The 22,401-nt window shown below is 70.0% G+C and carries 17 protein-coding genes and 2 pseudogenes; 9 read left to right on the top strand and 10 right to left on the bottom strand.

Annotated features, from left to right (window positions below; translation table 11 throughout):
• Positions 1 to 103: 103 nt before the first annotated feature.
• Complete coding sequence (locus tag BLS56_RS15330; protein WP_228771653.1) at positions 104 to 1,279, bottom strand: PQQ-dependent sugar dehydrogenase; 1,176 nt, start codon at positions 1,277 to 1,279, stop codon at positions 104 to 106.
• Positions 1,280 to 1,407: 128 nt separating this feature from the next.
• On the opposite strand from BLS56_RS15330, the gene BLS56_RS15325 reads away from it, so the two are divergent.
• Positions 1,408 to 3,297: a hypothetical protein gene (locus BLS56_RS15325; RefSeq protein ID WP_091450802.1), complete on the top strand. Its 1,890-nt coding sequence runs from the start codon at positions 1,408 to 1,410 to the stop codon at positions 3,295 to 3,297.
• A 127-nt stretch (positions 3,298 to 3,424) separates the two neighbouring features.
• Entirely contained in the window at positions 3,425 to 4,192 is a 768-nt protein-coding gene (locus tag BLS56_RS15320; protein WP_091450800.1) for an enoyl-CoA hydratase/isomerase family protein, read from the top strand.
• Between the two features lie 123 nt (positions 4,193 to 4,315).
• On the opposite strand, the gene BLS56_RS15315 is transcribed toward BLS56_RS15320, so the two are convergent.
• The 6 genes and pseudogenes from BLS56_RS15315 to BLS56_RS15295 all read right to left on the bottom strand — a co-directional run bounded on the left by BLS56_RS15315 (position 4,316) and on the right by BLS56_RS15295 (position 7,167).
• Positions 4,316 to 4,726, bottom strand: coding sequence for a type II toxin-antitoxin system VapC family toxin (locus BLS56_RS15315; protein WP_091450798.1), 411 nt, complete (start codon positions 4,724 to 4,726; stop codon positions 4,316 to 4,318).
• The gene (locus tag BLS56_RS15310; protein WP_091450796.1) at positions 4,723 to 5,613 is read right to left on the bottom strand and encodes a hypothetical protein; all 891 of its coding nucleotides are present in this window, start codon (positions 5,611 to 5,613) and stop codon (positions 4,723 to 4,725) included. Before BLS56_RS15310 ends, BLS56_RS15315 begins: the two co-directional genes overlap by 4 nt.
• A 162-nt stretch (positions 5,614 to 5,775) precedes the next feature.
• Positions 5,776 to 5,913 (bottom strand): annotated as a pseudogene (locus tag BLS56_RS32760) (DUF397 domain-containing protein); the annotation flags it as partial.
• 12 nt (positions 5,914 to 5,925) lie between these two features.
• Positions 5,926 to 6,081 (bottom strand): hypothetical protein, encoded by a 156-nt coding sequence (locus tag BLS56_RS33020; RefSeq protein ID WP_407640517.1) that lies wholly within the window; start codon positions 6,079 to 6,081, stop codon positions 5,926 to 5,928.
• A 112-nt stretch (positions 6,082 to 6,193) separates the two neighbouring features.
• A pseudogene (locus BLS56_RS33015) lies at positions 6,194 to 6,367 on the bottom strand (helix-turn-helix transcriptional regulator); the annotation flags it as partial.
• 194 nt (positions 6,368 to 6,561) lie between these two features.
• Positions 6,562 to 7,167: an HD domain-containing protein gene (locus BLS56_RS15295; RefSeq protein WP_091450792.1), complete on the bottom strand. Its 606-nt coding sequence runs from the start codon at positions 7,165 to 7,167 to the stop codon at positions 6,562 to 6,564.
• Positions 7,168 to 7,282: 115 nt separating this feature from the next.
• On the opposite strand from BLS56_RS15295, the gene mfd reads away from it, so the two are divergent.
• The 5 genes from mfd to BLS56_RS15270 all read left to right on the top strand — a co-directional run bounded on the left by mfd (position 7,283) and on the right by BLS56_RS15270 (position 16,914).
• Entirely contained in the window at positions 7,283 to 10,879 is a 3,597-nt protein-coding gene (gene mfd / locus BLS56_RS15290) for a transcription-repair coupling factor (protein WP_175482839.1), read from the top strand.
• A 78-nt stretch (positions 10,880 to 10,957) separates the two neighbouring features.
• Positions 10,958 to 11,677: an ESX secretion-associated protein EspG gene (locus tag BLS56_RS15285; protein WP_091450790.1), complete on the top strand. Its 720-nt coding sequence runs from the start codon at positions 10,958 to 10,960 to the stop codon at positions 11,675 to 11,677.
• A 53-nt stretch (positions 11,678 to 11,730) separates the two neighbouring features.
• Positions 11,731 to 12,726 (top strand): SurA N-terminal domain-containing protein, encoded by a 996-nt coding sequence (locus tag BLS56_RS15280; RefSeq protein WP_091450788.1) that lies wholly within the window; start codon positions 11,731 to 11,733, stop codon positions 12,724 to 12,726.
• The gene (locus tag BLS56_RS15275; protein WP_091450786.1) at positions 12,723 to 13,670 is read left to right on the top strand and encodes a MazG family protein; all 948 of its coding nucleotides are present in this window, start codon (positions 12,723 to 12,725) and stop codon (positions 13,668 to 13,670) included. The genes BLS56_RS15280 and BLS56_RS15275 overlap by 4 nt, the downstream gene beginning before the upstream one ends.
• A 52-nt stretch (positions 13,671 to 13,722) precedes the next feature.
• Positions 13,723 to 16,914, top strand: a complete 3,192-nt coding sequence (locus tag BLS56_RS15270; RefSeq protein ID WP_091450785.1) for a S41 family peptidase — start codon at positions 13,723 to 13,725, stop codon at positions 16,912 to 16,914.
• Between the two features lie 187 nt (positions 16,915 to 17,101).
• On the opposite strand, the gene BLS56_RS15265 is transcribed toward BLS56_RS15270, so the two are convergent.
• Positions 17,102 to 18,298: a helix-turn-helix domain-containing protein gene (locus BLS56_RS15265; protein WP_091450783.1), complete on the bottom strand. Its 1,197-nt coding sequence runs from the start codon at positions 18,296 to 18,298 to the stop codon at positions 17,102 to 17,104.
• 928 nt (positions 18,299 to 19,226) lie between these two features.
• Between BLS56_RS15265 and BLS56_RS15255 the strand changes: the two genes are divergently transcribed.
• Positions 19,227 to 19,709 carry a hypothetical protein gene (locus BLS56_RS15255; RefSeq protein WP_139190711.1) on the top strand — a complete coding sequence of 161 codons (483 nt, stop codon included), beginning with the start codon at positions 19,227 to 19,229 and terminating at the stop codon, positions 19,707 to 19,709.
• On the top strand, positions 19,709 to 20,296 hold the full coding sequence (locus tag BLS56_RS15250) for a hypothetical protein (protein ID WP_091450777.1): 588 nt from the start codon (positions 19,709 to 19,711) through the stop codon (positions 20,294 to 20,296). The genes BLS56_RS15255 and BLS56_RS15250 overlap by 1 nt, the downstream gene beginning before the upstream one ends.
• Before the next feature lie 310 nt (positions 20,297 to 20,606).
• Here BLS56_RS15250 and BLS56_RS15245 read toward each other — a convergent pair whose 3' ends face one another.
• Together BLS56_RS15245 and BLS56_RS15240 are read right to left on the bottom strand one after the other, a co-directional pair.
• Complete coding sequence (locus BLS56_RS15245; protein WP_228771652.1) at positions 20,607 to 21,449, bottom strand: lysozyme family protein; 843 nt, start codon at positions 21,447 to 21,449, stop codon at positions 20,607 to 20,609.
• Positions 21,450 to 21,519: 70 nt separating this feature from the next.
• Positions 21,520 to 22,374, bottom strand: a complete 855-nt coding sequence (locus tag BLS56_RS15240; protein WP_091450775.1) for a class I SAM-dependent methyltransferase — start codon at positions 22,372 to 22,374, stop codon at positions 21,520 to 21,522.
• Positions 22,375 to 22,401 lie beyond the last annotated feature (27 nt).

Genomic DNA, 22,401 nt, shown 5'->3' with positions numbered 1-22,401 from the left:
CGGGCGTAGGTCCGGTTTGGCACGGGCGTTGGTGCTGCCTGGCAGGTGGGTGGGCCTGCCTGGGCGCGATGTGGTGGGTGGATCGGCTTGGTCCTGTTGGTTCTCAGGGCTTTGGGGTGATCCGCAGGAGTTTGTCGTCTGTGCCGTTGGAGGTGGTGACGTAGAGGGCGCCGTCTGGGGCGGTGCGGCTGGCGCGGAGGCGGCCGTACTGGTCGGCGAACTCTGGGGGGATGGTTACCGAGGTGACGTTCGCTTCTGTGTCCAATGTGTACAGAAGTAGCTTCGCGCCCTTGAGTGCTGTGGCGACCAGCGCGCCGTCCACAGTGCCCCATTGGGGGCCGGTGAGGAAAGCGGTGGCGCAGATGGCTTCTGTGGTGTCGCCCGACTCCCACTTCGCGGGGATGGCGTCGGGGAAGCGGTCCAAGTCGGTCATGGGGACGCTTTCGTCGTAGCCGGAGACCGTGCCGCCTTGGGAGGGGTCCCAGCCGTAGTTGGCGCCGGGGACGAGGAGGTTGATCTCGTCGTTTTTGTCCGGGCCGTGTTCCGCGGTCAGGACTTGGCCGGTGCCGGGGCGGATGGCGACGCCTTGCACGTTGCGGTGGCCGTAGGTGAAGACGGGGGAGCCGGGGGTGGGGTTGTCGGGCAGTGGCGTGCCCGTCTTGAGGTCTATGCGCAGCACTTTGCCGCCCAGGCTCGTCTTGTCTTGGGGGACGGCGCCGCGGGCGCTGTCGCCGGTGCCGACCAGGAGCGCGCCGTCGGCGGCGAGGGTGGGGCGGCAGCCGGAATGCCTGCCGTTGGCGGCGAGTGGCAGGCCGGTCAGGAGTTCCTTCACCCGCGTGGCCGTTGTCTCGTCCTCGGTGAGGCGCCAGGTGACGAGTCGGATGTCGGCGGGGGCGCCGTTCTCGGTTTGGGTCTGGCAGGTCGTGAACTCGCGGGAGGTCGCGAAGTCGGGGTGGACGACCAAGCCCATCAGGCCGCCCTCGCCGCGGACCTGGACGGTGCTCGTGTCGGCCTTGAGGGTGGTCACGGTCGCGCCCGGCAGCCCGGATGACAGCAGTGCGATCGCGCCGGTGCGCTGCGTGACGAGGACCTTGCCGTCCGGGAGGAAGCCGATATCCCAGCCGTGGGTCAGCCCGCCGGTCACCAACTCGACGTTCAGCGCGGGGGCCTGCGCGGCCGCCGATGGCACCGGACCCGTCCCGTCCGACGTCGAACACGCGGCCACCGCGGCCGCGGTCACCACGATGATCGACATGACCCGTGACGAGGTGCTGCGCATACCGCAAGAATGCCGGTCACCATGTCTGCGCGCCGTGTGGCGAGGATGAGGGGGGACCTGCGAGCGATGAGTGAATCCTCAGCACAGGGCGTGGGCGCGGGGGGCCGCCGAACGGGTGAGGTGGCCTCATGAGCGACTCCACCTGGGACTGGCCGACGTGGACCTGGAGCGCGGACGGGGAGAGCACCCGCATCCGGGAGTTGCGCGGCGAGCTGTCGCGGGTGCGCGGCTCACTGGCGCAGGCGCGGCTGCGGTCCGACCTGGCGTCGGTCGCCGGTCCCCTGGAACACCGCGTCGACCGGCTGTCGGCGGCGTTCGACGCGTTCGTCGAGCTCAGCGGGGTGCGGGAGGAACTGTCGGTCTTCGACGAGGAAGCCGAGGTCCGCCACCAGGCCAGGATGCTGTTCGCGGGCAGGCCCCGCGTCGACGCGGTGCGCGACGTCGGCCAGTACTGGCTCCCACCGGCGCTGCGGGCCGTGCTGGCGGTGGTCGTGGGGGAGGACACCGCCGCCCACCTCGCGTCGGCAGCCGAGCGCGACCACACCCGGGCCACCCTGTTCCACGTCCTCACCGCCGCCATCGTCGGCCGCGGCGACACGATCACCACCGGCATGATCGCCGAAACCCTCCCCAAACTGACCCCGTCGCTGCCCCTGTCCGTCTGGGCGGTGTGGACCCTGGCCGCCGACGGCCACTACGGCGTGGTCGGCAAGCAGCTGGCCCAGCGGCGCGCGATGGACTACCTGTCCCGCCTGCCGCAGCCGGACCGCCAGGCCGCCGTCGCCGGGTGGCGGGAGACGATCCCACCGGACCCGAACACCGCGTTCGCCCTGCCCAAGGAACTGGTCGGCGGCGACCGGCACGCTGAGGTGGCCGGGTGGCCCCCGGTAGGCGAGACCTCGCCGGGAGCGGGCGGCGCTGGGGCGGCGGCTGCCGGGGTCGGGGGTGCTGCCGCCGGTTCGGCGGCTGCGGGCGGCGCTCGGCTGGAGTCGGTGGGGGCGATGCCGTCTGGTGGGGAGGCGCGGTCAGGGGCGGTTGCCGAGAAGTCGGATCGGCGGAACGGGGACGCCGGGGTCGCGACGTCCGGTGAGGTGTTTGGCGGAGATGGGCAGGGCGCGGCGTCGGCTGATGGGGGACGGCAGGGTGGGGCTGCTGAGGGGTTGGCTGGTGTGGCTCGGGCGGACGTGGCGGGCCCTGGCGGGGATGTCGCGGTGGGGGAGTTGGCCGACGCGGGGGAGTTGCTGGCCGTCGGGCTGGCGTGCGACCGGCTCGCGGCGTTGCGGCGGTGGGTGGGGGACGGGTTGGTGCCGTCGACGGGGTACGACGAGCTTGATCCCGCCGTCAAGCGGACGCTGGAGGCACTGGTCGACGAGGGCAGCGCCCAGGAGCGGGACCTGCTGCGCCGCGAGCGGGAACTGCGGCAGGTCATCGAGGGCACGGGCGGCCCGGCCGCCTGCTGGTCCGACCCCGCGGGCGACCCGGCCGCGCTGCTGCGGGCCGCGGCGGTGCGCAGGCCGAACCGGCGCGGGCTGATCATCCGCGCCTGCGCCAAGGACATCGCCGCGGCGGCGGAAGCCTTAGCCGACGAGGGGCGCAAGCGCTTGCCCGAGGTGGTGGCCGTGCGGACGCGGCGGGGGCAGGTGGCCGTCACGGCGACCGGGCCGGTGCCGGGCGCGATCGAGGCGGCGGTGGCGCGGGCGTGCGCTGTCGACCCGATCCCACGACGGCTGGCGGTCGGGTTGGCGGTGCTGGGGGTGGTGCTGGTGGCGCTCGCTTTCCTGCTGGGGTGGACGTGGATGGTGCCCGCTGTCGCGGCCCTGGCGGGCGCGGTCGCTTACCAGCGCAAGGACAGCCGCATCCGCGAACTCGCGGAACTGGACTCGGCCGCCACCCGAGACATCCTCCGCGCCGACACCAGACGCGCCGTCTCGGCCTTCGCCTCGGCGCTGGCTGATCTGGAGGGTCGTCGCTCTCAAGTGCCTGATGATCTCGCCACGGTGCGTGCGCTGCTCGCGTGATGTTCCAGTGCCTGCCTCAGCCGCGCTGTGGGGTTCGCCGCTGGAGTGACTCGGCCGTGGAGCGTGGGTGCGTGACGCCAATCTCGGAAAGGGCTGTGCGGGGCTGCTTGCCCGTTACGGTGACGCGGTGAGTGAGCACCTTGTTCTCAGCGTCGACGGGCCCGTGGCGACCCTGACCATCGACCGGCCAGCCAAGCGCAACGCGTTGAGCTTCGAGATGTGGTCGGCGATCCCCGGGATCGTGGCCGAGGTCGCGGCCGACGACGAGGTGCGGGTGCTGGTCATCCGGGGGACCGAGAACTTCTCGGCCGGGGCGGACATCAGCGAGTTCTCCACGCTCCGGCGGGACGCGGCGGGCGCGCAGCGGTACGGGCAGGCGGTGGAGGCCGCGACCAAGGCCATGACCGGCCTGCCCAAGCCCACCATCGCCGCCATCACCGGCTTCTGCATCGGTGGCGGCTGCGAGATCGCCCTGGCCTGCGACCTGCGGATCGCGACGGACGACGCCCGGTTCGGGATCACCCCGGCCAAGCTGGGCATCGTGTTCAACCTCCCCTCGACCAAGCAACTGGTCGACGCGGTCGGCCCCGCCTGGGCCAAGCAGATCCTGTTCACCGGCGACATCCTCGATGCCCCCACCGCCCTGCGCATCGGCCTGGTCAACGAACTCCACTCGGCCGACGCCCTCCCCAAGCGCGCCCAAGACCTCGCCGACCTCATGGCCTCCCGCTCCCAGGTCACCATCCACGGAGCCAAGACCATCGTCGGCTGGATCTTGGCAGGCCGCACCGACGAGGACGACGAAACCCACGCCCTCTACGCCCACTCGGTCACCAGCCCCGACTACGCGGAGGGCGTCACCGCCTTCCTGGAGAAGCGCCCGCCGCGCTTCTAGCGGCTCACCGCACATAGCCGGACCTCTGCTGAATGGTGGCCGGAATGACCTCCAGATTCAGGGTGGTTGGCCCCGAGCCAGTCCACCGCTGGTCGGCGAGAGCCGCCTGCTGGTCGGGAGTCGCTACCTCGCAACCAGATGCAGTTGTGGCATTGCCTCGAAGTGCCGGACGTTGTTGGTCACCAGTGGTGCCTGATGAAAAATTGCGGTAGTGCAGATCCAGAGGTCGTTAGTGTGTCTGGCATCGCCTAGCGGATGGCCTTTCTTCCTGGCTTGCGCCTTCAATCTGCCCCACAGGGCCGCCAGTTCAGGCGTGTATGGCGCGATAGCGTAGGTGCGCATCGCGGCTTCCAGCTGAGTCAACCGTTTCGTTCCCCAGTTGGCGTTGACGGCACCGAAATGCGCCTCGGCGACCGTTGCGAAACACAGCACTGGTATGGCATCGCGCATCGCGGCAATGAACGAGGCTGGCACCGGTTTCCCCTGCCAGAGATTGGAGAACACATCTGTGTCGACAATGACGAATTTTTTCATTCGTCACCGCGAGCGGCTCGTATCGCTTGTAGGAAGAGTTCGAAGTTTTCCACCGGTTCGCCTCTGAGTTGGTCGATGCTCCGCAACGGGGAGACGCCCTGCTCGCGGGCCAACTCGTCCAAGGACAGTGTTCGCGATGTGTCCACTACGGACAATTCGGTGAGGTGCATGATACGAACGCCGATCCCGTCCGGCTCTATCTCGGCTGAACCGGTGGCCATGACGAGTTGGTCCAGCCTGGTGAAGACCTCGTCTTTGAAGTCGATGTCGAAGTCGCACGAGACACTGCCCAGATTGGTGTCGATTCGGCACCGCAGGGAAAGCGGGTCGAAGTCTCCCATGTGCAGTCGGCCGACGATCGTGGTCTCTGTTTCGACGTTTGACTTCTGAAGGGTTCGCAGAGCTGCTTGGATGTCGCGATCGAGGGTGAAGTGAATGGTGTTTCCGGTGATGAACTCGATGTGGCTCAGGCTTCGGTGTCCGATTCCGCCGCAGAGAGTCACGAGACCGTTCAACACGGCCGGGGTGAAGTGAACTCCGACATCGCCAACCGGTTGTTCGCCAGTCGCCCTGATGTGTTCGACGCCTTCGCTCAGCGTGGCGAAAGACATGTCGAGCAGGTTGTCCAGTGTCGTGCTTTCCCCTGGCTTCAGTTCGAGCACGGCCGAACCGTCCCGGAACCCCACGAAGTCCAAGCGGACCGCGTCCGCGATTTCCGGTGGACGCCTTCCCGGCCGCTGTCGCGCGCCAACCAGGGAGAGCGCGATGCGCTCCAGTGTCGCCTGGAGGTTGGACGCGATTCGGGCAAGTTCACTCAGGGGAATCCGGTTGCCGACAGTCACAGGGCCGACGGCACGAACGACCAGGCCTTCTTCGATCGACTTCATCGGCGTGCCTCCTTCCTGTCGTGGTCGGCGTTCACTCTGTGAGAGTAGTGGCGTTCGTCATGGCATGGCGATGGTTATCAGCGGTGCGCAGTCCCTGGTGCGGTCACTTGGGGTGGCCGGGACCTCTCCTCGCGGGAGGGGGGTTGGGGCGGGCCGTGCCTACTAGGGGTGGTGGGTCAGGAAAGTGGACCAGGCGGCGGGGGTGACGGTCAGGTGGCCGGACTCGGGGTTCTTGGAGCCTCGGACGGCGACGGTCTCGGTGAAGCCGGCCTCGACGCAGTTGCCGTTGGCGCCGCTGAACGTGCTCTCGCGTCAGCTTGGCTGGGGGAGCATGGGGTCACTGAACGAGTTCTGTGCCAGCAGAGACAAAATCAACTGGTAGGCGGCGATATCTGTCGGATCGCCCAGGAACAGTGTGTGATTCAAGGTTTCGGTGCTGACCACCGGAAACTGGTCTTCGTACCGCATGATCCGGAACGGGCCGCTCAAGGGTGCGGAGTTGGTCCGGCAGGGGGCGGTTCGACCGGATCCAGGCTCCGTCGGCGTCCTTGACGAACGCGTCGATGATTCGGTCGATCTCGGACCTCGCCACGCGGCAGGCGGACAGGGCGATGGCGGCCTCGACCTCCGAGCACCCCAGCTTGCCGGTCTCCACCCGGCACAGCTTCGAGTGTGGCCAGCCCACCCGTCTGGCCAGCGTGGACTGGGTGAGGTTCGCGCGCTCGCGGGCTTGGCGGATCTCGTCTCCCAACATCCGGCGGCGGAGGTTGGCTCGGTGGTCGTTCAACATGACGCCAACTTAGTGGTTGCCGAGTGGTGAATCTCGTTTGTCGAGGTAGAACCAGCCAAATGGATTACTGATGTGCTGATAGTTGCCTACCGTGAGCGCGGAGGTCGGCCGGGTCGTGGCCTCGGAGCGTTCCGTGGACCAGGCCGTGGAAAGGAGGATCACGCGGGGGTGAGCCGGGTCAGTTCCGCGTGGAGGTTGGCTCGGGCGGGGGCTTCCCAGAGTTCCTGGCCGAGCGGGGTCCGATACAGGGTGGGGAGGGTCAGCAGGCCCTGGAGGACGGCTGCCCGTCCCGCTCGGAAGACCGCGTCGGGGAGGAAGGCGTATTCGGCGCGGATGGCTTCGGTGTAGTCCCAGTAGGCGGGGGAGGCGAGGATGGCCAGGTCCGCGTCGCACAGGACTTCGCCGTTGGTGTCGCCTGGGGTGGTTTTGTGGCCGTTGGTGAGGCGGACCAGGCGGGCTACCTCCGCCACGGCGGGGGCGGGTAGGCCCAGGGCGGTCAGCTCTGTCTCGGCCAAGCGGGCGCTTTGCTCTTCGTCGTCGCCGCGGCCCTGGTAGATGGCGTCGTGGTACCAGGCGGCGAGGCGGGCCAGGTCGGGGTCGGCGGCGTGGTCGGCCAGCAGGTCAACCCCGTCGAGCACCGCGTGCAGGTGGGCGAGGTCGTGGTAGCGGCGGTGCGGCTCTTCCCAGCGGGCCACCAGGGCCGCGCCGCCGGTGTCGGGCAGGCCCAGCGACCCGGTCAGCGCTGACCATCGTTCGACGGACATGGGCGCCACGTTATCGGCGCGACGAGTGTCGGGGACAGGCCGTAGTCTTGACGGTGAGAACCCCTTCCGGACTCAAGGTCCCGGGCAGGGGTCTGTCCGCCTTTTCCCTCCCGTCATGAAGGACTGGCTTCTCATCGTGTCGAAGGCTCCGCTGCACGGTCTGCTCGAAACACTGCTCGACGATCCCGCCGCCGCCACCGTGATCGAGGCCGCGGGCGCTCCCGTCCAGGAACTGCGGGGGCCGGTCGCCGCGCGGCCGCTGGTGGTGGCCGCGTTGGCCGCCAAGACTCCGGTGCTCGCCGTCACGGCCACCGGGCGGGAGGCCGACGACCTGGTCTCCGTCCTCGGCGACCTGCTCGGGCGGGACGTGGTGGCCGACTTCCCGTCCTGGGAGACGTTGCCGCATGAGCGGTTGTCGCCGCGGGCGGACACCGTCGGTGGGCGGTTGGCGGTGCTGCGCAGGCTCGCTCACCCCGAGGAACACCCGGCAGGGCCGCTGAAGGTGGTCGTGGCCACGGTGCGCAGCCTGATCCAGCCGATGGCCCCCGGGCTGGGTGAACTGGCTCCGGTGCGGCTCGCGGTCGGCGCGGAGCAGGACTTCGACGGGGTCGTCGCCCGGCTCGCCGACCTGGCTTACCTGCGGGTCGACATGGTGGAGAAGCGGGGTGAGTTCGCGGTGCGCGGCGGCATCGTCGACCTGTTCCCGCCGACCGCGGAGCACCCCGTTCGGGTGGAGTTCTGGGGCGACGAGGTCACCGAGATCCGGCCGTTCGCCGTCGCCGACCAGCGGTCGCTGCCCGGCGAGCTGAGCGAGGTCGTCGCCCCGCCCTGCCGTGAGCTGCTGCTCACCGACGACGTGCGGGAGCGGGCCGCCGCGCTGGCCGAGGCGCACCAGGCCGACGCGCACCTGCACGAGATGCTGGCGAAGCTGGCCGAGGGCATCCCGTCCGAGGGCATGGAGGCGCTCATCCCGGCGCTGTGCCGCGGCGAGATGCAGCTGCTCACCGACGTCTTTCCGCCAGGCACGCACGTCCTGCTCAACGACCCCGAGAAGATCCGCACCCGCGCCCACGACCTGGTCCGCACCGGCCAGGAGTTCCTGGAGGCCTCGTGGATGGCCGCGGCGGGCGGCGGCAAGGCCCCCATCGACCTGGGCGCGTCGGCTTACCGCGACCTCGGTGACATCGCCGCGCACGCCCGCGACAGCGACCACCCGTGGTGGACGCTCTCCCAGCTCACGAGCCCCGACGAGACCGCCATCGCCCTCGATCTCCGCCCGGTCGAGGCTTACCGGGGCGACGTTGAACGCGCCTTCGCCGACCTGCGCGGGCACACCGCGGCGGGCGGGGCCGCGGTGCTGGTCGTGCCCGGCGCGGGCACCGCGAAGCGGGCCGTCGAGCAGTTGGCCGACGCCGAGGTCACGGCCACGTTCGCCGAGGACGGGCTGACCGAACGGCCCAAGGCGGGCATGGTCACCGTCGTCCGCGGCGCCATCGAGGACGGGTTCGCCGCGCCCGGGTCGGCGCTGGTCGTGCTCACCGAGACCGACCTGACCGGCGGCAGGCACGGAACGTCCACAAAGGACATGTCGACCAAGATGCCGTCGCGGCGGCGCAACGCGGTAGACCCGCTGGCTCTTAAAGCAGGCGACTACGTGGTGCACGAGCAGCACGGCATCGGCCGCTACGTCGAGATGGTGCAGCGCACGGTGGCAGGCGCGACGCGTGAGTACCTCGTGCTGGAGTACGCCAGCTCCAAGCGCGGCCAGCCCGGCGACCGCCTGTTCGTGCCGACCGACCAGCTCGACGAGGTCTCCCGCTACGTCGGCGGCGAGCTGCCCAGCCTGAACAAGCTCGGCGGGTCCGACTGGAAGAACACCAAGGCCAAGGCCAAGAAGGCCGTCAAGCAGATCGCCGCCGAACTCGTCCAGCTCTACGCCGCCCGCCAGGCCGCCCCCGGGCACGCGTTCGGCCCGGACACCCCGTGGCAGCGGGAGCTGGAGGACGCGTTCCCGTTCACCGAGACCGTCGACCAGCTCGCCGCGATCGACGAGGTCAAGTCCGACATGATGCGCGGCGTCCCGATGGACCGGGTGATCTGCGGCGACGTCGGCTACGGCAAGACCGAGATCGCCGTGCGCGCGGCGTTCAAGGCGGTGCAGGACGGCAAGCAGGTCGCCGTGCTGGTCCCCACGACCCTGCTCGCCCAGCAGCACCTCAACACCTTCTGCGGCCGGATGCACTCGTTCCCGGTGAACGTCAAGGGCCTGTCCCGGTTCACCGACGCCGCCGAGTCGGAGCAGACCATCGCCGGGCTTGCCGACGGCACGGTGGACATCGTCATCGGCACGCACCGGCTGTTGCAGACCGGATTGCGGTACAAGGACCTCGGCCTGGTGATCGTGGACGAGGAGCAGCGCTTCGGCGTCGAGCACAAGGAGCACATCAAGGCGCTGCGCACGCACGTCGACGTGCTCACCATGTCCGCGACCCCGATCCCGCGCACCCTGGAGATGTCGCTGGCGGGCATCCGGGAGATGTCGACCATCCTGACCCCGCCCGAGGACCGGCACCCGATCCTGACCTACGTCGGCGCGTACGACGACAAGCAGGTCGCCGCCGCGATCCGCCGCGAGCTGCTGCGCGACGGGCAGGTCTTCTACGTCCACAACCGGGTTTCCTCCATCGAGAAGGCCGCCCGCAGGCTGCGCGAGCTCGTCCCCGAGGCGCGGGTCGTCACCGCGCACGGGCAGATGAACGAGGACCGGCTGGAGAAGATCATCCAGGGGTTCTGGGAGCGCGAGCACGACGTGCTGGTCTGCACGACGATCGTGGAGACCGGCCTGGACATCTCGAACGCGAACACGCTGATCGTCGAGCGCGGCGACATGCTCGGCCTGGCCCAGCTGCACCAGCTCCGCGGCCGCGTCGGCCGGGCCCGCGAGCGCGGCTACGCGTACTTCCTTTACCCGCCCGAGCAGCCGCTGACCGAGCACGCCCACGACCGGCTCGCCACGATCGCGCAGAACACCGAGCTGGGCGCGGGCATGGCCGTGGCGATGAAGGACCTGGAGATCCGCGGCGCGGGCAACATCCTCGGCGCCGAGCAGTCCGGGCACATCGCGGGCGTCGGGTTCGACCTCTACATCCGGCTCGTCGGAGAGGCCGTCGACGCGTTCCGCAGGCACGCGGGCGCGCCCGGGGCCGAGGACGAGGAAGAGCTGGCCGAGGTGCGGGTGGACCTGCCGGTCGACGCGCACATCCCGCACGACTACGTGCCCGGCGAGCGGCTGCGGCTGGAGGCGTACCGGAAGCTGGCCGCCGCCCCGGACGCCGCCGCGCTCGACGCGGTGCGCGAAGAGCTGGTCGACCGCTACGGCGAGCCGCCCACCCCGGTCGTCACCCTGCTCGCGGTCGCGGAGTTCCGGCAGACCTGCCGCCGCCACGGGGTCACCGAGGTCGTCGCGCAGGGCAGCAACATCCGCTTCGCCCCGCTCCCGCTGCGCGACTCGCAGCTGGTGCGGCTCAAGCGGCTGCACCCGAAGGCCGTGCACAAGGCGGTCACGAACACCGTCACCGTGCCGCGCCCGACCGAGGGCGCCGCGGGCGGCCGGATCGGCGCCCCGGTGCTGCGCGACCGCGACCTGCTCGACTGGTGCGCGAAGTTCCTCGCTTCCCTAGAGGTAGCCCCCGCTACCGCCGGAGTGCGCTAGGCGGGTAACACTGCGTGCCGATCTCGCGACTCCCCTGGCGACTCCGGCAAGGCGGGGACCCAGGGGAGGGCGGCGTTCGTGATCCACACGACCCAGCTTGGCTGGACGCTGACTCCCGACGAGTTCGCCGACGTGTGGGACCGGCTGGACGTCGACGGGTTCCCGTATCCCATCCGGGTCGAGCGCGCCGATCCCGACATCAGCCGGGTCCGCAAGCGATTACGGGCGGCGCGGGTCCTCGGCCGCGCCGACCGGATGGACCCCGAGCTGGAAACCGCCCTGCGGATGCTGCACACCCCGCAGATGTCCGTGGACTCGATCTGGCTGGCCGAGGACGGCTCGGATTCCCCGCACCGGGTGCTCGCCGCCCGTGCGGGCAAGGCCGCGGTGATCGCGACGCAGGAGCCCGGCCCGAGCGAGCACGCGGGCGGTGACGTGCTGATTCGCGACCTGGCGCCCACCGCGCTCGCCGCGTCCGTGGTCCACGAGCTGCCCGCCGACCGCCCCGGCCGCGCGCCGGGCGGGAGCTGGGTCGGCGCGGACGCCGACCGGGCCGAGGCGCTGCGGGACCTGCTCGCCGCCCGCAGGCTCCGCGCGGGCCAGCTCGGCGTCACCGCGCACGGAACGCGCGGGCCGCTGCTGTTCTGGTTCGACGTCGCGGGCGACGGCCGCTACGCCCTGCTGCGCGCCATGGGACTGGACGGCAGGCCCTGGGTCCGGCTCGCCCCCGCCGACACCGCTGTGCTGCGCGAACTGCTCGCGCGGATCTTGCGGCAGACCGCCGGACACGGTGGGTAACCCGAACGGGTGCTCGTGACCATCGCGGCACGGCTGTGAGAGGCTACGGCACTGTGACCACCGTCATCCGCCGCCGCGGCCCGTTCTTCGCGCTGCTCGCCGTGCTCGGGCTCGTGCTCACCGCGTGCGCCTCCGGGCCGAGTCAGGTCAACGCCGCCGCGATCGTGGGCGGCAAGGCCATCGCAGTCAACCGGGTCCAGCAGCTGGTGGACCGGGCGCTGGAGATCGAGCCAGCCACCCGGACGCTCGCCGACCAGCGCAAGCTCGACCTGCTCTCTCGGGGAATGCTGCGCCAGCTGGTGCTGCACGAGCTGATCGAGTCGTACGCGGCCAAGCACCGGCTGACGGTCGAGTCCGCGGACGTCACCGAGCTCGCCCGGCAGCTGCGCGAGCTGGAGCCGCTGCCCACCGACGGCACCGTGCCGCCCACCGCGCTCGTGCAGCAGGCGGTGAACCGGGCCTTCGATCCGGAGGCGATCGCCCGCGACCACCTGCTGATGACCAAGATCGGCCAGGCGCAGGCCGCGACGCTCGCGGTGACCTTCGACTTCATCCTCATCGCCCCCGGCGGGGCGGGCGGCGCCGGTTCGCTGCGCGCGCAGGCCGTCGACAAGGCCAGGGAACTCGCCCAGGGCCTCGACCAGGCGGGCAAGATCCTCGACGCCGAGATCGCGGGCGGCGCGCAGGCGGCCAAGAACGAGACGATCTCCCCGGCGCAGGCCCCGGAGATCGCCGACAGCGCGCTGTTCGGCACACCGGCCAACTCCGTGGTCGCCTTCCAGCCGGGCGATGAGAACGCGGGCTGGGTCGTCGCGCTGGTCCGCGAGCGCGACACCAAGGCCAAGCCCGCCGCCGAGGCCCCGGCGCCGGACGCGCGCCTGTCGACCGCGCTCGGGCCGCGGCTGCTGCAGTCCACGGTGGCCGACTTGGGCGTCAAGATCAGCCCGCGCTACGGCCTGTGGGACCTGGCCGGGATGACCGTCGCGCCCAGCGAGGGCGAGACCAAGGGCGTGGTGATCCCGGTCAAGAACGCCCCCGTCGCGCCGTGAGCCAGCACCCCGGGACCGCCGTGGTGCTGGTGAGCGCCGCGACGGTCCCCGCGACCGCGCTCGCGCCGCTGCGCGCGGCGAAACGCGTGTACGTCACCGGCGGGGCCGACCCGGCGCTGGGCGACGCGCCCGTCCCGGACAACCTGCTGGACGAGGCGGCCACGGCGGCTGTCGTGCTGGTCACCGACGATCTCGGCGACCCGGCCGCCGCCGCGCTGATCGCGGCGGGCGCTCCCGTGCACCGCACCCCTGGCGCGGGCCTGGTGGCCGCGGCGCAGGTCATGGACACCCTGCGGTCCCCGGGCGGGTGCCCGTGGGACGCGGAGCAGACCCACGAGTCGCTGCGGCAGTACCTGGTCGAGGAGTGCTTCGAGCTGCTTGAGGCCATCGACGACGGCGACCGCGTCGCGCTGCGCGAAGAGCTTGGCGACGTGCTGCTGCAGGTCCTGTTCCACGCCCGGGTCGCGCAGGAGCACGACACCGAGGCGTTCTCGGTGGACGACGTGGCTGGCGACCTGGTGGCCAAGCTCGTCGGCAGGCACCCGCACGTCTTCGCCGGTGGCGACCCTGCCGTGCGCGACGCCGCCAGCCAGGAGCACCGCTGGGAAGAGCTGAAACAGCGGGAGAAGCGCCGCGAGTCCAGTGTGGACGGTGTGGCGACCGGGCAGCCCGCGGCCGCGCTGGCCGCGAAGCTCACCCAGCGCACCGCCCGCGCCGGTCTGCCGCCGGACCTGCTGCCGCACGGCGACGATTACGGCTCCCGGCTCTTCGCGCTGGCCGCCGAGGCGAAACTCGCGGGCCACGACCCCGAGGGCGACCTGCGCGCGGTCGCCAGGGCCTTCGCCGCGGCCGTGCGCGCCGCCGAGGCGGCCGCCCGCGCGGAAGGCATCGATTCCGCCCGAATGGACCACGCCACCTGGCGCGCGCACTGGCCCACGCGGTGATCATCGGCCGGAGAGGGCCGCACCTGTCGGCGGCTATGGCTAACTTGGCAGGGTGACCGACGCCTATCTCAGATTCCCCCACCTGCATGAGGACCTGATCACCTTCGTCGCGGAAGACGACGTGTGGCTGGCACCGGCCGATGGTGGCCGGGCGTGGCGGCTCTCGGCCGACCAGGTTCCGGTGACCAATCCCAGGTTCTCCCCGGACGGCGCCACGATCGCCTGGACGAGCACCCGAGACGTCGAACCGGAGGTGCACGCCGCCCCAGCGGGCGGCGGCCCCAGCGAACGGCTCACGCACTGGGGCGACGTGCGCACCGCCGTGCTCGGCTGGACGCCGGGCGGGCGGGTGATCGCCCGCACGACGGCAGGCCGCTCGTCCCTGCGGGCGAGTTGGGCGCACGCTGTCCCGCTCGACGGGACGCCCAGTGAACAGCTTCCCTATGGGCCGGTCGGCGCCCTCGACATCGCCGCGTCCGGCGCGGTCGTCCTCGGCTCGGTGATCTCCCGCGAACCCGCGTGGTGGAAGCGCTACCGGGGCGGCACCGCTGGCAAGATCTGGGTCGACCCGGACGGCGCAGGCGAGTTCGCCCGCATCCTGTCCGAAGTGGACGGACATCTGGTCGACCCGATGTGGGTCGGCGACCGGATCGCGTTCCTGTCCGACCACGAGGGCGTCGGCAACCTCTACTCCTGCGCCGCCGACGGCTCGGACCTGCGCAAACACACCGAGCACGAGGACTTCTACGCGCGCAACGCCAGCACAGACGGCGCCCGCGTCGTCTACCACCGCGCAGGCGAGGTGTGGCTGCTCGACGGACTCGACGCCGCGCCGCGCCGCGTCGAGGTGCGCCTGGGCGGGCCGCGCGGCTCCCGGCAGCCCCGCCCGGTCACCGCCCGCGCGCACCTTGGCGACGTGGGGCCGGACAAGACCGGCCGCGCCAGCGCCGTCGAGGTGCGCGGCACCGTGCACTGGGTGACCCACCGCGACGGCCCGGTCCGCGCGCTCGCCGTCGAGCCCGGCGTCCGCGCCCGGCTGCCGCAGGTGCTCGGCGACACCGGCCAGGTCGTCTGGGTCACCGACGCCGACGGCGAGGACGCCCTGGAGTTCGCGCCGGTCGCGGGCCGCGAGCCCGGCGTCAGCCCGCGCCGCGTGGCGGGCGGCCAACTCGGGCGGGTGCTGGAGCTGGCGGCCTCACCCGACGGCCGCCGGGTCGCCGTGGTCACCCACGACGGGCGGCTGCTGCTGGTCGACGCCGACGACGGCGAGGTCCGCGAGGTCGTCCGCGTCCAGGAGATGGACCCGACCGGCCTGGTGTTCTCCCCGGACTCGCTGTGGCTGGCCTGGTCGCACCCCGGCCCGAGCCCGCTGCGGCACATCCGCATGGTCAACACCACCGACCTGAGCGTGGTCGACGTGACGCCGCTGCGGTTCGTCGACTCCGACCCCGCGTTCACCCTCGACGGCAAGCACATCGCGTTCCTGTCCACGCGCAGCTTCGACCCGATCTACGACGTGCACGTGTTCGACCTGTCCTTCGCCAACGGCAGCAGGCCCTACCTGGTGCCGCTGTCGGCGATGACCCCGTCTCCCTTCGCACCCGTCCGCGAGGGGCGGCCCTTCGGCGACCCGGACGACAAGGACGCGGGCGACGACGGCGCGCCGCGCACCTCGGTCGACATCGAGGGCATCGAGGACCGGGTGGTGGCCTTCCCGGTGCCCGCCGCCCGCTACTCGAGCCTGCGCGCGGCCAAGGGCGGCGTGCTGTGGCTGCGCGACCCGCTCACCGGCTCTCTCGGCGACGACCTGGACGACCTCGGCGAAGACGCCCCGCGCTCCGTGCTGGAACGCTACGACCTGGTCAAACTCAAGGTCGACACGCTGGTCGACGGCCTCGACGAGGTGTGGACCAGCGGCGACGGCACCCGCATCGTCGTCCGCGACGGCCGCTCCCTGCGGGTCCTGCCCGCCGACCGCAAGGCCGACTCCGACGACGGCTCCGAGGACAACATCAGCGTCGACCTGAGCCGGGTCCGCGTCATCCTCGACCCGGCGGCGGAGTGGCGGCAGTCCTTCGACGAGACCGGCCGCCTCATGCGCGACCACTTCTGGCGCGCCGACATGAACGGCATCGACTGGGCGGGCGTGCTCACCCGCTACCGCCCACTCGTGGAATCGGTCGGCTCCCACGACGAGCTGGTCGACCTGCTGTGGGAGGTCCACGGCGAGCTGAACACCTCACACGCCTACGTCACACCACCCCGCGGCGGCGCCGACCACAAGCGTCGGCTCGGCCTCCTCGGCGCCGACCTCGCCCGCGACGCCGACGGCGCCTGGCGGATCACCGCGATCGTGCCCGGGGAGAGTTCCGACCCCCGCGCCCGCTCCCCCCTGCGCGCCCCCGGCGTCGGCGCCCGCGTCGGCGACGCCATCGTGGCGGTCGACGGCAGGCCAGTGGACCCCTTACGCGGCCCAGCCCCCCTCCTGGTCGGCACCGCGGGCAGCCCCGTGGAGCTGACCATCGAACCCAAGGGCGGCGGCGCCACCCGCCGGGTGGTCGTGGTCCCGCTGCTGGACGACATGCCGCTGCGCTACCAGGCCTGGGTCGCCGACCGCCGCGCCCACGTCCACGCCGCGTCCGACGGCCGCATCGGCTACCTGCACGTGCCCGACATGGTCGCCAACGGCTGGGCGCAACTGCACCGAGACCTCCGCCTGGAGATGCGCCGCGAAGGCGTCGTGGTCGACCTGCGGGAAAACCGCGGCGGCCACCTGTCCCAACTGGTGGTGGAAAAACTCAGCCGCCGCATCGTCGGCTGGGGCCGAGCCCGCGACGGCTACTACGAAGAGACCTACCCCCTGGACGCCCCCCGCGGCCCGGTAGTGGCGGTCGCCGACGAGTTCTCCGGCTCCGACGGCGACATCGTCAACGCGGCGATCAAGGCCCTAGGCATCGGCCCGGTAGTCGGCACCCGCACCTGGGGCGGCGTAGTCGGCATCGACATGCGCTACCACCTGGTCGACGGCACCCTGGTCACCCAGCCCCGCTACGCCACCTGGATGGAAGGCTCCGGCTGGGGCATAGAAAACCACGGCGTCGACCCAGACATCGAAGTCGTGGTCACCCCCCAAGACCACGTGGCAGGCCGCGACCCCCAACTGGACACAGCCATCCGCGTGGCCCTGGACCACCTGGCCGAAAAACCTGCAGCCACCCCACCCGACCTCCCCCCACCCGGCTGACCCCCCACCCGGCGGTGGCCTTGAGACGTTCCCTCTTGGCCACCGCCGGACAGGTATCCGGCAGACTTCGGTGGCCAAGGTCGGTCACCGTCGCGTGCCTAGGGACCAAGCTGTTGTGAATTGGGCAGGTAGGCCTCGACTGCGCAGGCTTCCGCAGTCGTCACCTCAGTGGGTGAGCCGCTGTTCGTCACTGTGGCTGGTCGGGGCCGAGCCAGGCCGCGAAGTTCGCCACTGTGTCGGACTTCCGCCGGTCCAATGCGGCGATACCGCGCAACGTGTCCCGCACCATCGGGTGCAGGCGAGTTTGTTGGGGAGCCACCTTGCGCGCTCGGTTCAGTGCGTCAAGAGCCTTGGCTCCGTTTCCGCTGAGCAAACAAGCGCGTGCGGTGTCCTGCCAGTGGTGTCCAGCTCGCGGAGGCGCGACCGACTCCGGCAGACGCAGTGCGAAGCCTTCTTGCGCGGCCAGCCCTGGGTCACCGGCCTCCAACTCGACCGCTACAGAGTGGATACCAACGTTCGCTTGTCCGAAAAGAGTCCCGTATGCGTCCGACTCGCCGTCGACATGCGCGGCTACCTTCCGGGCCTCACTAAGGTGTTCTCGCGCTATATCCGGCCTCCTGAATCGCGCCGCCACAATCGCTCCGGCGAGGTGCCCATAACCTCGTACCGCGAGCGCGCCCTCGTCGTTTCCCTCGACCTGATTCAGGCCTTGCTCGATCAGCGTCAAGCCCACGTCATGACTGTCGTGGTACATCAACACACGCGCCCGCTTGATGAGCCCTTGGGGTGCGTACAGCGGATCGTCCGCACTCGCGGCATAGACGTCCAACCGGTCCAAAGCAGGTGTGGTCAGCTCCAGATAGCCGAATCGGCGCGCGATCCGCTCGACGGTTGCGTACGCGCTCGCCAACAGTGAGTAAATTGCTCCGCGCTGTTCGTGACTTGACACTGAATGGAGTGCCCCGTGAAGCTGGCGAATAAGCAGCGGAAGACGGGCCAACGCTTGCCGTCCTCGATCATTTCGATAGCGTATGTTGATGGCATCGAGCGAGCTTCGTAGCTCGTCAAGTGGCAGCGGCTCGATAGGTCGCACATGGTGACCCTCCGCCAGGATCGTACGGAGATCGTTTAGTCCGCCAAGCCCTCCCTCTCGTTCGATTATTTCTCGATAGGGCGTGCCGGTCAATTCATCGACACCTTTTCCTAGCACTCTCCCGACGGCGGACAAGAAACCCGGAGACGCAGGCTCAATGCCACGCTCTACCTTGCGGATCATGGAGACCGAATAGCCGGATTCGCGGGCAAGTCGATCTTGCGTCCAGCCCTTCAACCTGCGTGTCGTGGCAATGCGCGCACCGGGGTACTCGCGGTCCGTGTCTGTCACAGGGTCCTCCCGCCCGGTTGATCGAATGTTCTCACTTCGAGGGTACTCGCTGGACTCGTCACCCGAACGGACTGTCGCTTTACTGTCACTCAAGGTTCACGCCTGCGCTTACCGTGTGTTTCGGCAGGTCAGAGCTCCCACGCGGGGTAGCGGGGGAGCGCGACTGGGAACGGAGGAACGGGCCGCATGGGTAGGCGAGTAGTAGAGCGAGTGGCACGTGGATCGCGATGGCGCCTGCGACGATGGGTCTTGAGACGGGTCGCTCCTGTTCCACTGCCTGCGGTGCTTGCCGCTGGTCGGGAGTCGGTGTGTGAGCGGACGGCGTTCATCGCTCCCGCTGGACCTGTCTTTGACGGTGACGGTTTGCTTTTGGTCCCCCGGTACATGTCCCTTGTGGATCGAAACTCGGGTCGTGAGATAGCCGCTGCCCGTGGTGAGAGGCAGCCATGACGTCGACCGAGTCGATTATGCGCGTGTTGTGGGATGAGCTTGTTCGGCAGGGGCGGTGGACTTTCTATTTGTTCGGGGAGCGCGGTTCTCCTTATGCGCAGGGTGCGGTGTCGACGTGGCCGCATGTGCAAGACGTCCTGATTGTGTGGGATGAGTCGGACGCGATCGCATACCGGTCGCCGCGCGTTGAGGGGAGTGAGTTCGCGCCGACGCACGTGCTCAGGGACTATGTCTATCGAGGTCCGACGACGTGGACCCTGCGGTGGATTCTGGCGTGTGCCCCGCCCACGGACACGTTGCTGCCGTTGGATGCGGTGCCGCCGGGCTTTCCCATGCCGCGCAGCAGACTGCGACCCGCTCGGATTTTCCCACCAGGAGTGAAGGCTGGGGAGGTCCAGGCATAGTAGCTCCCCGCGCCGTTCGCCGCGCTCACCCGGACACCTTCCTGAAATCAAGGCTCCACCAATGGAATACAACTATGAAGTTATTGCACCAACCAGATGACGATCGTGCGGCCGAAGCGCTGGTCAACATCGAACTTCGGAATCCGGTTATCGCTCGTTGGCGGGCGATGATCGGTGATCCCTACGTGGTGCAGACCGATCAGGTGCTGCTGCGAATCTACCGTCGGATGAAAGTGACGTATATTTGCCGAAATGCTGAAATGGTCGACATGCGCGCGGCGTTCGTCGCCAACGAGGTCAGCGCGGAGGAACGCCGCGCGGCCATAGCGCGGTACGAGGCATGGAAAGTCAGGGCCGAGGGCTTCCGCTGCCTTCTGACCCGAGACGGGGAGAACATCATCTCCCTGGATGAAGCCGTACGACGAGGCTTTTGGAAGATGAGCCGAATCGAGAAAGGCCAGATTTCGGACTATACGGGCCTGACTGCCCTGCTTGCGAGCGAACAATCAACACAGCGCGCAGGCGCGCGAGGCCACCGATCTTGTGAGGTGGCCTAGTGAACGTCCTGGTTCCCTACATCACCAGGTGGAGCGGTGAGGACACCGCCCCGTTCCGGATCGTCGCCCGGCGGAATGGCATCGGCTACGCCGACGAGACCTTGGGCGAGCGGGACTCCCGGGGAATCCTCTGGACCCGCACCCCGTCCCGCCACGGCCAGGGCAAACCTGTGTTCGGGCAGATCCACGGCCCCCGCCAGCGCCGGGCGATGCGCAACCTGCTGTGCCAGGTCTGCGCAGGCCCCGCAGACCAGTCCACCGACGGGGTGCTGTGGATCTTGCAGGACCAGCGCGCGGACTGGCCAGGGTGGCCGAACCGCATGGGCGTCACCGAACCGCCCATCTGCCTGCCGTGCGCCGAGCTGTCCGCCCGCCTCTGCCCAGCACTGCGCCGGGGCCGAGTCCTCGTCCGGGCAGGCGCCCACCCACTCGCCGGGGTCCTCGGAACGCAGTACCGGCCCCGCCTCGGCACACCCGTCAAGACGGAAACCGGACTGGTCACGTTCGACAGCCCCCACATCCGCTGGACCCTCGCCGCCCAACTCTTCCGCGAACTCGACAACTGCACGATCCTGGAGACCCCGTGACCACAGCCAAGCAGTCACGACGAGACCTGCTTGACGACTTCGAGCGGCTCTGCGAGCACATGACCGAACGACAACTACGCGCGCTCTGCGAGCTTCTACGATCCTTTCTCGACACCCAACCAGCCCAGGCGAGCCGCTTGGCAGATCATGCCCCTGCCGACTGAACCCGGACTTCCCCGCTCGATCGGTAGTGCAAGGAGCACCCCCGTCCCCTGCCAACCGGCACCAGCGCCCGCCCGGTGCTCGATAGGGCGGAACTAGCCGCATACTCGAGCACCTGCCAACCACTCCACCCCCATCGAGCCAGCCCTCAGCCCCCCAACTCAGCAGCCTTCCGCGCATAAGCGGAAGCCCCACTGAACACATCCACCCCGTACTTCCGGGACTCGTTGTAAGTCAGCACAGCCTTCCACCACCCAGCCCCGGTAGCGAGATCACCACCACTCGCACACAGATACCGAGCAGCGGTAAGCGCGGAATCGTCCACATTCTGTGGGTCCGGCAGCGCGCCGTCCCCACTGGCCCGCTGCGACCACCGAGCCCAAGTGGTCGGCAGGAACTGCATCGACCCAACCGCGCGGTCCCACTGCGGATCGCCGTCCAGCCGACCGTCGTCTGTGTCCGGAATGGCCTTGACCCCGGGTGACCCGTCCAGCGGAACCCCGATGATCGGCTTGGACAGTGTGCCGTCCGACCCGACTCGGCTGCCGCTGTAGTGCCCATGGTGCGACTCGACCCGACCGACCCCGGCGAGCGTCACCCAAGTCAGGTTGCAGCCAGGCGTCCGGTCCCGAGTAGCCAACTCGGCATTGGCGTAAGCGATCGCGGTCCGCGCCGGAATGTCGGTCTCCGAGGCGATCTTCTCCGCCCACGCCCGCAGGTCCTGCCCGGCGGGCGTGGGCCGAGCCTGCGGCGCCGCGGCGCCGGGAACGACGTCAAGCAGCGGCACCACAAACCGGTCTTCGCCGGCGGGCGGACGTTTTGGGGGGTTCGCGGCGTCCAGGAGCAGGAACGTCGCCCCGGCCAGGGTGATCAGCACGGCGACCAAGAGCAGGCGCGCGGCCAGGTTGGGGCCGCGGCCCGGGGGTGGCTCGGGCGACGGCCATGAATCGACGGGCAGCGTGGTCGGCGGGGGTGTCGGAGATGCGGCCACGAAATCCAGGTTACGTGTGCGCGCGCCCGGATTCCGCCCGCCGTGCGCCGAAAGCCCCCTGGCAGCCTGGTCAACCAGCGGAAACACCGTCCGGCTTGACGGCTTGCAGCGCGTAGATCAGCGGGATGCGCGGCGCGCTGTCGGGCAGTCGGTACCAGCCGCCGTCCGGGTTGGCCATCGTCGACCAGCGCCGCCACGGCAGTCGCTCGGTCTCGCGCAGCAGCGTGATCCGCAGACCTGCTCCGACCAGGGCGTTGACGACCTCGCCGATGCCGTGTGGCCACTCGTAGGAGACCTTCGCCTCGGGAAGTGGGGGGCCGTCGGTGTAGGTGCGGGTGCCGTCGTGTTCGACGCCGCCGCGGCCGCCGAGGAAGTCGTGCCGCAGCAGCAGGTCTTCGCTGCCGTCCGCGGGCGGGGTGGGGCCGAGCGCGTTGAGCAGCGGGTGGAACTCCACGACGTACACCTGGCCGCCGGGGCGCAGCAGCGCGGCGACCTGCTCGGCCCAGGCGGGCAGGTCGGGCAGGTAGCAGATGGCGCCCTTGCCGGTGTAGACGATGTCGAACCGCTCCCGGCCGAGCGCGTCGGCCGCGGCGTGCACATCGGACTTGACGTAGTCGACGGTCACGCCTTTGTCCCGCGCGAGCCGCTGGGCCGCCCGCACCGACTCGGCGGAGATGTCCAAGCCCACCGTGCGCGCCCCGCGCCTGGCGAAGGCGATCGTCTCCGCGCCGATGTGGCATTGCAGGTGGGCGACGTCCTTGCCGTCGAGGTCGCCCAGGTCGTCCCATTCGAAGTCGGCGAACCAGACCTCCGGGTCGCGGTTGGCGACGTCGTAGAAGGCGCTGGCGACATGGATCGGGGTGCGGGCGTCCCAGTTGGCCTCGTTGGCCTGGATCATCCGCTCGGTCGCGCTGTCGAATCCCATGATCCCATCCTGGACTGGGAAACCGGA

Origin of the sequence: Actinokineospora iranica, from assembly GCF_900101685.1 — a bacterium.
In the GTDB taxonomy this organism is placed as follows: domain Bacteria; phylum Actinomycetota; class Actinomycetes; order Mycobacteriales; family Pseudonocardiaceae; genus Actinokineospora; species Actinokineospora iranica.
This window is presented reverse-complemented; position numbering and strand designations above follow the sequence as displayed.

Excerpts from the sequence above, each read along its gene's own strand:
- BLS56_RS15330 (WP_228771653.1), bottom strand. The coding sequence starts at position 1,279 with ATGCGCAGCACCTCGTCACGGGTCATGTCGATCATCGTGGTGACCGCG.
- BLS56_RS15325 (WP_091450802.1), top strand. The coding sequence starts at position 1,408 with ATGAGCGACTCCACCTGGGACTGGCCGACGTGGACCTGGAGCGCGGAC.
- BLS56_RS15315 (WP_091450798.1), bottom strand. The coding sequence starts at position 4,726 with ATGAAAAAATTCGTCATTGTCGACACAGATGTGTTCTCCAATCTCTGG.
- BLS56_RS15310 (WP_091450796.1), bottom strand. The coding sequence starts at position 5,613 with ATGAAGTCGATCGAAGAAGGCCTGGTCGTTCGTGCCGTCGGCCCTGTG.
- BLS56_RS33020 (WP_407640517.1), bottom strand. The coding sequence starts at position 6,081 with ATGCGGTACGAAGACCAGTTTCCGGTGGTCAGCACCGAAACCTTGAAT.
- BLS56_RS15295 (WP_091450792.1), bottom strand. The coding sequence starts at position 7,167 with ATGTCCGTCGAACGATGGTCAGCGCTGACCGGGTCGCTGGGCCTGCCC.
- mfd (WP_175482839.1), top strand. The coding sequence starts at position 7,283 with ATGAAGGACTGGCTTCTCATCGTGTCGAAGGCTCCGCTGCACGGTCTG.
- BLS56_RS15255 (WP_139190711.1), top strand. The coding sequence starts at position 19,227 with ATGAAGTTATTGCACCAACCAGATGACGATCGTGCGGCCGAAGCGCTG.
- BLS56_RS15240 (WP_091450775.1), bottom strand. The coding sequence starts at position 22,374 with ATGGGATTCGACAGCGCGACCGAGCGGATGATCCAGGCCAACGAGGCC.